A 12,551-nucleotide genomic window follows, 5' to 3' on the forward strand; every position below is an offset into this window, starting at 1 on the left:
TTGGACCGTGGTGGAGGTGCGGGAGATGTATTTTGTTGATAAAGCAAAATTAGAATATAAACTAAATTATTTAAGACAACTCACTGAGGATTACCCCAAAAATAAAGACAACACATATGCTATAGAGCGTATCGGTCAGATGTTGATTGAGACAGCGGTAGACATCGGCAACGTGATCATCGATGGTTTTATCCTCAGAGATCCTGGGAATTATCAAGATGTGATCGATATCATGGCATTAGAGAAGGTGATCTCTTCAGATACACAACATTACATCAATCGCACGGTTGCTAAGCGAAAATTGTTCGTACATGATCATGATCGATTATCGCTCGATGAGGTCTTACCGTTATTTGATGAAGCAACGCCATATTATCAACGTTTCGTAGATGAAGTCGTTTATTTTTTAAAAAACGAAAATGTACCAATTACAGCTTTTGGTAAAAAGGGAGAATAGATTTAAATGAAACAATATAAAGGATATCTTATTGATCTAGATGGAACGATGTATAAAGGAAGTCAACCGATAGATGGGGCAGCACAATTTATTGAATACTTAAACAATCATGATATCCCTCATTTATTTGTCACAAATAACTCAACTAAAGAGCCTGAAGATGTGGTTGAAAAATTAAAAAATGTAGGTGTCACAGCGTATAGCGATGAAATCGTTACTTCTGCGTTGGCGACTGCTGAATATATATCAAATGAACATAGTGGTGCGTCCGTTTATGTCATTGGCGGAGATGGTTTACGTAATGCGATTAAAAATGAAGGATTGACGATTAAAGAAGATGAACATGTCGATTACGTGACGATCGGTCTTGATGAAGCGGTCACATATGATAAGTTAGCGACAGCGACACTCGGTGTTCGCCAAGGTGCGAAATTCATTTCTACTAATAAAGATGTTTCCATTCCGAAAGAACGCGGTTTCTTACCTGGTAATGGTGCGATTACAAGTGTAGTATCTGTTTCAACTGGGGTTGATCCAGTGTTTATCGGAAAACCAGAACCTATCATCATGGATAAAGCGCTTGATATCTTACAATTACCTAAAGTTGATGTAGCGATGGTAGGCGATTTATATGATACCGATATCATGTCAGGTATCAACGTCGGTGTGGATACAATTCATGTCCAAACCGGAGTAACGACAAAAGAACAAATTGAACAAAAAGAAGTACCACCGACATATACATTTAAAGATTTAAACGAAGTGATAGCAGAATTAGAAGGGTAGGGGATGGCTATGACGAAACCTAAAATTTTAGTAACGCGCAAGATACCGCAAACCTTTATCGATCAGCTAGAAACGATCGGTGAAGTGAAGATGTGGGATAAAACGTATGAAGCGATGCTGAGAGATCAATTTCTTGAAGAAGTGAAAGATGCGGCAGCTTGTTTTATCACATTAAGTGAGCAAATTGATGAAGAAGTCTATGAAACAGCAACACAGTTAAAAGTCGTCGCGAACATGGCGGTTGGTTACGATAACATTGACGTAGAAGGTGCTCAAACACACGACATCGTCATCACGAATACGCCGGATGTGTTGACTGAAACGACTGCTGAATTAGGGGTAACGCTCATGTTAACAGTGGCACGCCGAATTGTAGAATCTGAACATTACGTGCAAGATGGAAAATGGCAAAGTTGGGGGCCTTATCTCTTTGCCGGCAAGGATTTACACCATTCACGCGTTGGTATTTTCGGTATGGGTGATATCGGTAGAGGTGTAGCCCGTCGTCTACAGGGCTTTAACACAAGCATCATGTATCACAACCGTTCTCGACATTTAGAAAGCGAACAAACATATGGCACACTTTACGTGACGTTTGAAACATTGCTTAAAGAAAGTGACTTTATCATATGTACGGCGCCACTCACGAATGAAACACGACACAAATTTAACCGTGAGGCATTTTCAATGATGAAATCAGATGCCATCTTTATTAATATCGGCCGTGGTGCTGTCGTAGATGAAGAGGCGTTGATAGAAGCGATTGACCAACAACAAATTGCGGGTTGTGGGTTAGATGTGTTACAAGAAGAACCGATAGCAATGGATCATCCATTACTTAAATATCCGAATGTAGTGATTACACCTCATATCGGTAGTGCATCGGTAGAAACACGTAACCGGATGATTCAATTATGTGTCGATAACATTGAAGCCGTCTTGTCAGATAACGAACCATTAACGCCTGTAAAATAAAACTAAATACATTCATTTAACTTCGTGTAAGTGATGTGTGAGAGCCAAATTGATGTGGCTTTCTAATCTCACTTACACTTTTTTATGCGCTTCTAAGTTAGCAAAATTTAGATTATAATTTTTATAAGAATCATATACATACAAACTTGCAATGTAAAAATAATTAAATTATAATTGTTTTCAAAAATAGAGCATTACAATGAATTGATTTTATTTTGATGTAAATCAAATGGAATACCTAGTTTTAAATCTCCGTGTGACTCAAAGCTGAAAGAAAACAGTGATTAAAGTACAGTGAATATAAACTGAATTTTCAGAATACTAAAGTATATCTTCAATTCATTGAATGTCTTGTATATATTTTTCTAAATGATATAGGAGGGCGTAATGAAACTAACGATATTTCATGACGATCAGTACTTTGTGGGATTAGTAGAATATCGAACTAAAAACAAGGTGACCTTTTCAAAATATATCTTTGGCCCTGAACCAGATGACGACACCGTCTTACGATTTATTGAAAATAAACTATTAGTTTTAGTAAACCAGAGTCGCGTTAAGGTTAAGAAAAAGTTACAGTAAAACGAATTAACCCTAAACGCTTACAACGAAAGGTCGCTAAAGAACAAAAAGAAAAAGTCATGACTACACAATCACAACAGGCGTTGAAACTAGAACAAGAATTAAAGAAAAAAGAAGCTAAAAAGAAAAATAAACAGAGGATTAAAAAGGAAAAAGAAAGAAAAAGGGCAATCAAAAAACAAAAAGCGAAAGCAAAACATAAAGGGCATTGATGTGCCATGTTACGCATCAATGTGGACGCAGTTTTTAAAGGGTTAATGATGTTGTCTAGACATGGATAAAAAGTTGTTCAATTAAATTATAAATATAATTGAACGGATGTATAAATTAGAGTATAATATAAAAGGATATTATATCATAGGACAATATCGCAGAAATATACCATAGAATAATTTATATTCCTTTGAATTAATTTATTCCATAAATAATCAATCTTTGCAAAATGAAAGTGCTCGAGAGGTGAAACATGATAGAAGCAAACAACACGAAATTTCAACGCGTTAAAGTGGTACTATTAACGTTGCTCTATTTAGTCATATTTATCGCACTCTACCTCATTTATGGCTCAGGTGATACACAAAATAACTTTATTTATAATGAATTTTAATTTTGGAGGCTAGCGTGAAAGATTTAATTGAAATACTGACTAAATATGAACAACAATGCCCTGAAGTGATTGCTGTCAGACACCGTGATGAGACGTTAACGTATGCGCAATTGGGTCAATATTCAAATCAACTGGCTGCGAAGTTACGAGATACAGAAGCACCTGTCGTGCTATATGGACATATGTCTCCGTACATGATTGTGGGAATGGTTGCGGCGATTAAAGCAGGATGTGGCTATGTACCAATAGATACCTCCATTCCAATAAATCGAATTGATAGTATTCTTGATAAGGTACAACCACAGTATATTTTTAATACGGCGAATGACACGATTTCATTCAAACAAGGCGAGGTCCTTACGCCAGAGATAATTGATCAAGATGCGGCAAGTGAAGCCATCGCTGAGATGTCACAAACTGATATTTGCTATACGATCTTTACTTCAGGTTCTACCGGTGAACCTAAAGGGGTGCAAATTAGCTATTCAAGCTTACTTGAGTTTACGCAATGGATGGTTGAGTTAAACGACTCTGAAATGCAGCAACAATGGCTCAATCAGGCTCCGTTTTCATTCGATTTGTCTGTCATGGCGATTTATCCAGCATTAATGTCTGCAGGCACATTGAATTTAGTCGATAAAACAATGATTCATAAACCAAAAGAATTGAGCGATATGTTAGAACAACATCCAATCGATGTATGGGTATCTACACCTTCATTTATGGAAATGTGTTTACTGTTACCACAGCTAACTGAAACGCATTATCCAAGTTTACATCGCTTGTTCTTCTGCGGAGAAATTTTAACGCATCGCACAGCGCAACAACTCGTTCAACGTTTTCCAAATGCGACCGTCTACAATACATACGGGCCTACAGAAGCAACTGTAGCCGTGACCTATGTGAAAGTGACGCAGGCGCTATTAGATCAATATAGTAGTTTACCTGTGGGCATATCAAGAAAGGGCGCAGAGCTTAACTTAACGGAAGAAGACGAGCTTACAATTACAGGTAATAGTGTGAGTTATGGTTATCTTCAAAATCCCGATAAGACGAATGAAGTCTTTGATACGACTGGTGAAGAAAGAGTCTACTATACAGGTGACAAAGCACAATTTAAAGATGGCCTATGGTTCATCCACGGTAGACTAGACTTTCAAGTTAAACTGAATGGTTATCGAATGGAGCTTGAAGAAATAGAAACGAAGCTCAGACAAACACCGTATATTGAATCAACGGTGGTCGTTCCTATCTATAGAGGAGATAAAGTCACTTCGCTTTCAGCAGCAGTTGTATTGAATTCAACATTAACAGAACAACTATCTGAGCAAGCGGTGATTCAAGAGACGAAATTACAACTCAAATCAGTGTTACCTGAATATATGATACCGAAAAAGTTTGTTACTTTAGCACAACTTCCGATGACTCCAAATGGAAAAGTGGATCGCAAAGCGATAGCTGAGGTTGTGACACGATGATTCCTTATAGTAATTTTACGTTCTTTTTCATAGCCGGTATTTTACTCTTACCTGTCATTATTATGGGATGTTTCGGGAAACGGAGTAAACTTTATAATGGCATCATAACGGTCATTTTATTGGTGCTTATTTTTGCCTCAGATGAATTTAATTTATGGGGCAATCGTTATGTGAGTTATCAGTTGTTAAATTTTATAATTTATAAGATTTGGCAATTAGCGATTATTATGTATTATTGGAAATCACGCCAACGTTCTAATACATTTGGTAAATTTTTCATGGTTATTTTCTTATCCATTTTACCGTTAATCATCGTTAAAGTTTGGCAGAGTTCGTGGTTAGGCGAGTATCGTGTTCAATTCCACGAGATTAAGCTTATCCAAGCCATCGGTTTCTTGGGGATTTCTTATATTACCTTTAAGAGCGTACAACTGTTAATGGAAATTAGAGATGGTTCGATTAAAGAAGTGAAAGCTGGGAACGTATTGCAGTTTATTACGTTTTTCCCAACCATTTCAGCAGGGCCGATTGATCGTTATAAACGTTTCGTGAAAGATGAAAGCAAAGTATTACCCCGTGACGGTTATATTGCGCTATTACAAAAGGCATCTCACTTATTGATGATGGGGTTCTTGTATAAATATATCATCGCTTATTTAATCAACCAGTATGCTGTTCAACCTTTATTACCACAACTGAGTGAATGGGGTTCGAAATGGCTCTACATGTATGCTTATAGTTTCTATTTATTCTTTGATTTTGCTGGCTATAGCTTGTTTGCGATTGCCTTCAGTTATGTGATGGGGATACAAACGCCACCGAACTTTAACCAACCGTTTAAAGCGCGTAACATTAAAGATTTCTGGAATCGCTGGCATATGTCGTTGTCGTTTTGGTTTAGGGATTGTGTCTACATGCGTGCGCTTTTCTTCATGTCGAAGAAAAGGTTGTTGAAAAGTCAATTAGCAATGTCGAATATCGCATTTTTAATTAACTTTTTCATCATGGGTGTGTGGCATGGATTGGAATGGTTCTACATTTTATATGGTTTGTACCACGCTATGTTGTTTATTGTTTACGGATTTTATGAACGGTGGAGAAAACAACATCCACCTAGATGGAAAAATCAATTTACGAATCTCTTAAGCATTGTCGTTACATTTCATTTTGTTGCGTTCGGATTTTTGATTTTTTCTGGAAATTTAATTTAATAAGGAGAAACAGACATGTCATTTAGAGAAGAAGTACTTAATTTATTAGCATCAGTTGCAGAAAACGATATCGTCATTTCGAATCCAGATATCTTATTATTTGAAGAGGGCATCATTGATTCGTTTCAGACAGTAGGATTGTTATTAGAGATTCAGAACCAATTGGGTATTGATGTTTCAATCATGGACTTTGATAGAGATGAGTGGGCTACACCTAATCAAATCGTAGCGGTACTTGAAACATTAAGATGATGAAAAGATTTTTTACCCCTTATTATCAGTGTACTACTGTTTGGCATATTTTTATTATTGCCTGCACGTTTATTTTCTAGTTTAGTGAATGAAAATGCCGTTATGTCACAACGGTTAGCACTCACAGACACAGTCTTAAAAGGCACATTAAACCAAGATTATATGATGCAGTCAAAGCAATTTTTACCGATTTATGGCTCAAGTGAACTAGGGAAGGTCGATCCGTTTCATCCTGGACTCATTTTAAACACGCGTAAATCATTTAAGCCTACGCCGTTTTTAGTGGGTACTGGTGGATCAACAGATCTCGTGAATGCGGTCGAATTAGGCGCTCAGTATGATAAGTTAAAAGGTAAAAAATTAGTATTTATCATTTCCCCACAATGGTTTACAGAACATGGGCTAACAAAAGAGAATTTTGACGCGCGGATTTCTAAAGCACAAATCAATCAGTTATTTAAACAGAAAAAATTAAGTCAGCCGTTAAAGCAAGCGTATGCAGAGCGACTACAACAGTTTAAGCATGTGGAGAATCGTCCATTTTTAAAAGCTATCGCACAACAAAAGGCGGAACCTCATACGAATTATTTAACATCGTTTTATAGTGAACAGTTGAAAAAAATTGAAGCGATCAAGTCGTTATTACATTTTAACAAGAGTGAACTGCTTCAAGCGGACGGTGTGGCCAATGCGAATGCGGATTGGTCTAAGATGAAACAAGCAGCGATTCAATATGGACAAAAACATTCGGCATCGAATGCGTTTGGCATCCGAGATGAATATTGGAAATTGATTAAAAGTCATAAACGGAAGATTAACCGTGATTATGAGTTTAAGGAGAACTCTCCAGAATTTAAAGATTTGGAATTACTCGTTCGTACATTAAAAGAAGCGGGGGCTGATGTAACGTATGTCAGTCTGCCATCCAATGGCAAGTGGTATGATCATATTGGAATTAAGCAAGAGCGGAGAGAGCAGATTTATCAAAAGATCAATCAAACCGTGACTGACAATGGTGGCGAACTTTATGATATGACAGATAAAGACTATGAGGATTATGTTATTGCGGATGCCGTCCATGTAGGATGGAAAGGTTGGGTCTATATTAATGAATATTTAGACCAACACGTGAAATAGCCAACTTGTTTCACTTTATAAAAATGATTAAATAAAAACAGCGCTCAATAGCGATCGTACCATGACGCTAGCGAGTGCTGTTTTGAGTTTCAAATGGATGATTGTTGATTTTGTTCGTGAAAAATGATTTTTGGATGAATAATTTTGGAATTTAGTAATTAGAAGACTTGTTCAACTTCGATGACACCAGGAACTTCTTCGTGAAGTGCGCGTTCGATGCCGGCTTTTAAAGTAATCGTTGAACTTGGGCAGGTACCACAAGCACCGTGTAGTTGTAGTTTTACGATACCATCTTCAACGTCAACGAGTGAGCAGTCACCGCCGTCTCTGAGTAAGAATGGACGTAATTTTTCAATGACTTCAGCCACTTGGTCGAACATGGTTGCATTTTCAGTAGGCATTTAAGATGCCTCCTTTCAACTTAAGTAATTCGTCTCGTTATGATTATGATTTAATTATAAAAGAAACACCTAGAAAAATCCATCATTCCATTTAATTTTAAAGATGAGGATAAGCGATTAACTTTACTTTAACAAGGGGGATGCGCTACAGTAAAGCTAGATATGTTTGACGCGTTACAAGCGAGGTAAAACGTGAAGCTACAAGGGGGATATAAAGATGAAAAAGATCAGTGTCGTAGTCTATGGAGCAGATGTTGTGTGTGCAAGTTGTGTCAACGCACCGACTTCTAAAAATACGTATGACTGGTTACAACCGTTACTCAAAAGAAAATATCCAGATATCGACTTTGAATATACGTATATCGATATTGAAAAGGATACAGAAAACCTTTCAGATCACGATCAACATTATATTGAACAAATTGAACAAGACGAATTATTCTATCCACTCATCACAATGGATGATGAATATGTTGCGGATGGATTTATTCAGTTAAAAGATATTACGAGATTCTTAGACAATTACCAAGGTCATACCGTTTAAGTGTAAAAAATGAGAAAGTGATATAGAAATAGCAGGGTGGCATTATCATGCCATCCTGCTATTATTCGTGTATTGGTTAAAAGTTCGGGATTAACCATTGTGATATTTATAGAGCCATAGTACCCCTGATTTTAAAATAGAGGCTAAGCGACCTGTCACTGTCCGATCCATGATATAAGCAAAACCTTGTTTGTCTCCTAAAGAACCTAAGAAACCTTGAATTTTGATCTCAGGCATTTTTTCAGGAAGCGGCTTGCCTTCCCATTGTGTTTTAAGGACATGTGCGATTTGGTCACCTTGATTTTCAGCGAGTTGCGCACTTGGCGCAAATGGTAATTCTGCGCAGTCACCAACCACATAAACATTAGGGTAGGTTGGCACTTGATGATATTGGTTCAAGATAACACGGCCACTTTTACTTGTATCAATTGGCAATTGACGTACAATTTCAACCGGTTGGATTCCTGCTGTCCATACGACAAGATCGAGTGATTCAGGTTGGTCATTATTGTAAATAACACCTGGTTCAACTTTCGTAATATTAGAATTTGCGACGACATTGACGTTGTTTTTCTTGAACCATTTTGCAATATAACGGCTTAATTTTTCAGGAAAGGCAGGAAGGATGCGTTCACCACGATCGTAGAGAATGACGTTTAAATCTTTACGACTTTCACGTAATTCGCTCGCGAGTTCAATACCGCTGAGTCCAGCCCCCACGATACCGACTGAAGCATCTTTCGGCAGTTCACTGATATGTAAAAATGTATCTCTCGATTTAGAAAGTGTTTGAATACTGTGCGTGTGTTCCTCTGCACCAGGTACATTATGGTATTTGTCTTCACAACCTAAACCGATAATGAGCTCATCGTAATCGACCTTGTTGTTACCCACAGTGATGATTTGACCGTCTAAGTCGATATCAGTGATTTCACCATATACGATGTTGAGTTGATCAGATTGTGGAAATTCAATTCTTAAATCCTTATCTGATTTCGTTCCTGCTGCAAGTTCGTAAAATTCTGGTTTTAAACTATGATATGGCATGCGGTCAATTAGTGTAATGACATAGTCATCCGGTATAGCGTTGGGTAATATACAAGATAAGATACGCATATTACCATAGCCTCCACCAAGTAATACTAAGTTCTTCATTTCTCAATACCCCTTTATTTAAAATTATTTCTGGCGCTAGCTCATTAAATTACGTTATGTTGATTCCCCTTTAATCACGTGCGTCATATTTACTGCGTGAAATGTGATGCACTAGCCCCTAACATATAAAATGAAACATAGCGTCGTGATGTCTTGTTACATATATGATATCGTTATTTCATCATATCGTGTGGCGTTATTTATTGAACGACAATGTATGTACAAGACGATCGCGTCTCATGGAAACTATGTTTTGTTCAATTTCATTATAAACGTTTTCAAATATGACTACAAACAAATTTGATAAAATTGTGACAACCGTTGAAATAGCAGTATTTTCCAACTATAGAAAGGGAATTTGAAGCAAAGTTTTCATAAGATTTAAAGATGAGATTCCGCGTCATATTTTTAAGCAAGTTATTAAGCAGGAGCGGTTTGAATTTGATATAATACAACAATCGATAATTTATTGAGAGGGTGTCAAATGAATCCAATAGTAGAATTCTGCATATCAAATATGGCAAAAGGCGGAGATTACGTTTATAATGAATTAGACAAAGATCCGAATGTTGATGTGTTAGAATACGGTTGCTTACAATGTTGTGGGCTTTGCTCATCTTCGTTGTATGCATTAGTGAATGGCGATTTCGTCAAAGGCGATACACCTGAAGAATTGCTACAAAACATATACGATCACATTAAAGAAACTTGGATATTCTAATCACATGAACATGATGATATAGATAGTTCAATTTACGATATAAAGGAGTAGATTTTCATGTCTGCAATTAACTTAACAGAAGCTGCAGCATACGAAGTAAAAGATATGCTGAAACAAAATGAAATGGAAGATGGTTACTTAAAACTAAAAGTAAACGGTGGCGGATGTACCGGTTTAACTTACGGCATGTCAGCAGAAGAAGCACCAGGAGAAAACGACGAAGTCAGCGAATTCTACGGTTTAAAAGTGTTAGTAGATAGAGACGATATTCCCGTTTTAAACGGTACGACCATCGACTTCAAACAATCATTGATGGGTGGCGGTTTCCAAATTGAGAATCCAAACGCCATTGCATCTTGTGGTTGTGGTAGTTCTTTCCGCACAGCTAAAGTAGCGGGTACACCTGAAGATTGCTAATCCATTTTGTTTCCAGCGTGTACAGTTTCATTTGATGAAACAAGATTGAGACATGAATACATTGAGCAAGGCATGACTTCTAACTGATTTAGATTGTGCCTTGTTTTTTTATGAAAATATTTATGAAAATCCATATATCATTTGATTAGTGCTTGAAAAGATAAGGTAAAAACTATAAAATTAAATGTGGATGAAAAATGTCTTTTCTATGAATAGTTTGCAAAAATTGGGGTATATATATAGATATCGTAGCTGTGTTACATATAATAATATTAACTTCATTTATTAAAATGGAGTGATTTTATTTACGTCACACAGTTTTAAATATTTGCGTAAGTCGTGCAGGATAAACATGAATTGTAGTGTGTTTATTACGGTTTGATAGAGAATTGCCTCAAATGACAAACAGTTAACAACAGCGCTTAGCGGTGGCTACATCACGTTATGTGGTATAGCGAAAGACTGTAGTGCAACAAAATATTAACGAAAGTTTAGGTGAATATAATGGCTCAAGAACGTAAAAAAGTAGTAGTTTTAGGTGCAGGTTACGCTGGCTTACAAACAGTTACTAAATTACAAAAACAACTTCCTAAAGATGAAGCAGAAATTACTTTAATCAACAAAAATGATTACCACTACGAATCAACATTACTTCATGAAGCTTCAGTAGGTACAAGAAGCTATGAAGATATCATTTATCCTATCAGCAGTGCGATAAATGAAGATAAAGTAAACTTCATTAAAGGTGAAGTTACTAAAATTGATCGCAACGCTAAAAAAGTTGAAACAGACGCAGGTGTATTCAACTTCGATATCTTAGTTGTCGCTTTAGGTTTCGAACCTGAAACATTTGGTATCGACGGAATGAAAGACTATGCATTCCAAATCGAAAACATCTTAACTGCACGTAAATTATCTCGTCACATCGAAGATAAATTTGCGAACTACGCAGCTTCTAAAGACAAAGATGACAAAGACTTAGCTATCTTAGTTGGTGGTGCTGGATTCACAGGTATCGAATTCTTAGGTGAATTAACTGAACGTGTTCCAGAACTTTGCAACAAATACGGCGTAGATCCTAACAAAGTTAAAATCACTTGTGTAGAAGCTATGTCTAAAATCTTACCTCAATTCTCAGAAGAACTTGTTAACTACGCAGTTAACTACTTAGAAGAAAGAGGTATTGAATTCAGAATCGGTACACCTATCACAGCTACTAACGAAAAAGGTTTCGTAGTTAAAGTAGGCGACGATGAAAAAGAAGAACAATTAGAAGCTAACACTACTGTATGGGCAGCTGGTGTTCGAGGTAACCACATCATGGATGACGCATTCGAAGGCGTTAAACGTGGTCGTATCATCAACAGCCAAGACTTAACAATCGATGGCTACGATGACATCTTCGTTATCGGTGACTGCTCAGCATTCATCCCAGAAGGCGAAGAACGTCCATTACCAACAACAGCTCAAATCGCTATGCAACAAGGTGAACATACTGCTAAAAACATCGAACTCTTATTACACGGTCAACCAACAGTTCCATTCAACTTCGTTAACCGTGGTACAGTTTGCTCACTAGGTCAACATGATGGTATCGGTACTGTTTACGGTAAAGATATCAAAGGTAAAAAAGCTTCATTCTTGAAAAAAGTTATCGATACACGTTCTATCTTCAAACTTGGCGGTATCGGCTTAGCTTACAAAAAAGGTAAATTTTAATTCATAACTAAACTTAAAATAGAATGACCATATGAATAGGTCATCACTGAGAAGGAGTGAGACAGAGATCAAGTGTAAACTTAGGTTTCTGTTTCGCTCTTTTTTTATT

Annotated in this window: 14 protein-coding genes and 1 pseudogene; 13 read left to right on the plus strand and 2 right to left on the minus strand. The window is 36.9% G+C overall.

All coding sequences use genetic code 11. The features are described 5' to 3' along the window. The first annotated feature begins 25 nt into the window (after nt 1–25). The 9 genes and pseudogenes from APS80_RS00945 to dltD all read left to right on the plus strand — a co-directional run bounded on the left by APS80_RS00945 (nt 26) and on the right by dltD (nt 7,485). On the plus strand, nt 26–457 hold the full coding sequence (locus tag APS80_RS00945) for a DUF86 domain-containing protein (protein ID WP_059106410.1): 432 nt from the start codon (nt 26–28) through the stop codon (nt 455–457). A 6-nt stretch (nt 458–463) separates the two neighbouring features. Beyond that, complete coding sequence (locus APS80_RS00950) at nt 464–1,243, plus strand: TIGR01457 family HAD-type hydrolase (protein WP_059106411.1); 780 nt, start codon at nt 464–466, stop codon at nt 1,241–1,243. A 3-nt stretch (nt 1,244–1,246) separates the two neighbouring features. Further along, on the plus strand, nt 1,247–2,218 hold the full coding sequence (locus tag APS80_RS00955) for a 2-hydroxyacid dehydrogenase (RefSeq protein ID WP_225309966.1): 972 nt from the start codon (nt 1,247–1,249) through the stop codon (nt 2,216–2,218). A gap of 387 nt (nt 2,219–2,605) precedes the next feature. Further along, a pseudogene (locus APS80_RS00960) lies at nt 2,606–3,012 on the plus strand (YjdF family protein). Between the two features lie 254 nt (nt 3,013–3,266). After that, nucleotides 3,267–3,407 (plus strand): teichoic acid D-Ala incorporation-associated protein DltX, encoded by a 141-nt coding sequence (locus APS80_RS00965; RefSeq protein WP_059106412.1) that lies wholly within the window; start codon nt 3,267–3,269, stop codon nt 3,405–3,407. 14 nt (nt 3,408–3,421) lie between these two features. Further along, nucleotides 3,422–4,885, plus strand: coding sequence for a D-alanine--poly(phosphoribitol) ligase subunit DltA (dltA, locus tag APS80_RS00970; protein WP_059106413.1), 1,464 nt, complete (start codon nt 3,422–3,424; stop codon nt 4,883–4,885). After that, nucleotides 4,882–6,096 carry a D-alanyl-lipoteichoic acid biosynthesis protein DltB gene (gene dltB, locus APS80_RS00975; protein WP_059106414.1) on the plus strand — a complete coding sequence of 405 codons (1,215 nt, stop codon included), beginning with the start codon at nt 4,882–4,884 and terminating at the stop codon, nt 6,094–6,096. The genes dltA and dltB overlap by 4 nt, the downstream gene beginning before the upstream one ends. A gap of 15 nt (nt 6,097–6,111) precedes the next feature. Beyond that, nucleotides 6,112–6,348 carry a D-alanine--poly(phosphoribitol) ligase subunit 2 gene (gene dltC / locus APS80_RS00980; RefSeq protein ID WP_059106415.1) on the plus strand — a complete coding sequence of 79 codons (237 nt, stop codon included), beginning with the start codon at nt 6,112–6,114 and terminating at the stop codon, nt 6,346–6,348. 21 nt (nt 6,349–6,369) lie between these two features. Then, nucleotides 6,370–7,485 (plus strand): D-alanyl-lipoteichoic acid biosynthesis protein DltD, encoded by a 1,116-nt coding sequence (dltD, locus tag APS80_RS00985; protein WP_059106416.1) that lies wholly within the window; start codon nt 6,370–6,372, stop codon nt 7,483–7,485. A 158-nt stretch (nt 7,486–7,643) separates the two neighbouring features. Here dltD and APS80_RS00990 read toward each other — a convergent pair whose 3' ends face one another. Then, on the minus strand, nt 7,644–7,886 hold the full coding sequence (locus APS80_RS00990; RefSeq protein ID WP_059106417.1) for a NifU family protein: 243 nt from the start codon (nt 7,884–7,886) through the stop codon (nt 7,644–7,646). Nucleotides 7,887–8,103: 217 nt separating this feature from the next. On the opposite strand from APS80_RS00990, the gene APS80_RS00995 reads away from it, so the two are divergent. Then, complete coding sequence (locus tag APS80_RS00995) at nt 8,104–8,430, plus strand: YuzD family protein (protein ID WP_059106418.1); 327 nt, start codon at nt 8,104–8,106, stop codon at nt 8,428–8,430. A gap of 90 nt (nt 8,431–8,520) precedes the next feature. Here APS80_RS00995 and APS80_RS01000 read toward each other — a convergent pair whose 3' ends face one another. Next, nucleotides 8,521–9,585: an NAD(P)/FAD-dependent oxidoreductase gene (locus tag APS80_RS01000; RefSeq protein WP_059106419.1), complete on the minus strand. Its 1,065-nt coding sequence runs from the start codon at nt 9,583–9,585 to the stop codon at nt 8,521–8,523. Nucleotides 9,586–10,069: 484 nt separating this feature from the next. On the opposite strand from APS80_RS01000, the gene APS80_RS01005 reads away from it, so the two are divergent. From APS80_RS01005 to APS80_RS01015, 3 genes are all read left to right on the plus strand, one after another. Continuing rightward, the gene (locus tag APS80_RS01005; protein WP_059106420.1) at nt 10,070–10,306 is read left to right on the plus strand and encodes a YuzB family protein; all 237 of its coding nucleotides are present in this window, start codon (nt 10,070–10,072) and stop codon (nt 10,304–10,306) included. Nucleotides 10,307–10,363: 57 nt separating this feature from the next. Further along, entirely contained in the window at nt 10,364–10,723 is a 360-nt protein-coding gene (locus APS80_RS01010) for a HesB/IscA family protein (RefSeq protein WP_059106421.1), read from the plus strand. 504 nt (nt 10,724–11,227) lie between these two features. Then, nucleotides 11,228–12,442 (plus strand): NAD(P)/FAD-dependent oxidoreductase, encoded by a 1,215-nt coding sequence (locus APS80_RS01015; protein WP_059106422.1) that lies wholly within the window; start codon nt 11,228–11,230, stop codon nt 12,440–12,442. Nucleotides 12,443–12,551 lie beyond the last annotated feature (109 nt).

The organism is Staphylococcus auricularis (assembly GCF_001500315.1).
Lineage (GTDB): Bacteria > Bacillota > Bacilli > Staphylococcales > Staphylococcaceae > Staphylococcus > Staphylococcus auricularis.

Bases quoted from the DNA above. Each gene is read 5' to 3' on its own strand.
- APS80_RS00950 (WP_059106411.1), top strand. From the start codon at position 464: ATGAAACAATATAAAGGATATCTTATTGATCTAGATGGAACGATGTAT.
- APS80_RS00965 (WP_059106412.1), top strand. From the start codon at position 3,267: ATGATAGAAGCAAACAACACGAAATTTCAACGCGTTAAAGTGGTACTA.
- APS80_RS01015 (WP_059106422.1), top strand. From the start codon at position 11,228: ATGGCTCAAGAACGTAAAAAAGTAGTAGTTTTAGGTGCAGGTTACGCT.
- APS80_RS01010 (WP_059106421.1), top strand. From the start codon at position 10,364: ATGTCTGCAATTAACTTAACAGAAGCTGCAGCATACGAAGTAAAAGAT.
- APS80_RS00995 (WP_059106418.1), top strand. From the start codon at position 8,104: ATGAAAAAGATCAGTGTCGTAGTCTATGGAGCAGATGTTGTGTGTGCA.
- APS80_RS01005 (WP_059106420.1), top strand. From the start codon at position 10,070: ATGAATCCAATAGTAGAATTCTGCATATCAAATATGGCAAAAGGCGGA.
- dltB (WP_059106414.1), top strand. From the start codon at position 4,882: ATGATTCCTTATAGTAATTTTACGTTCTTTTTCATAGCCGGTATTTTA.
- APS80_RS00990 (WP_059106417.1), bottom strand. From the start codon at position 7,886: ATGCCTACTGAAAATGCAACCATGTTCGACCAAGTGGCTGAAGTCATT.
- APS80_RS00945 (WP_059106410.1), top strand. From the start codon at position 26: ATGTATTTTGTTGATAAAGCAAAATTAGAATATAAACTAAATTATTTA.
- APS80_RS00955 (WP_225309966.1), top strand. From the start codon at position 1,247: ATGGCTATGACGAAACCTAAAATTTTAGTAACGCGCAAGATACCGCAA.
- dltC (WP_059106415.1), top strand. From the start codon at position 6,112: ATGTCATTTAGAGAAGAAGTACTTAATTTATTAGCATCAGTTGCAGAA.
- APS80_RS01000 (WP_059106419.1), bottom strand. From the start codon at position 9,585: ATGAAGAACTTAGTATTACTTGGTGGAGGCTATGGTAATATGCGTATC.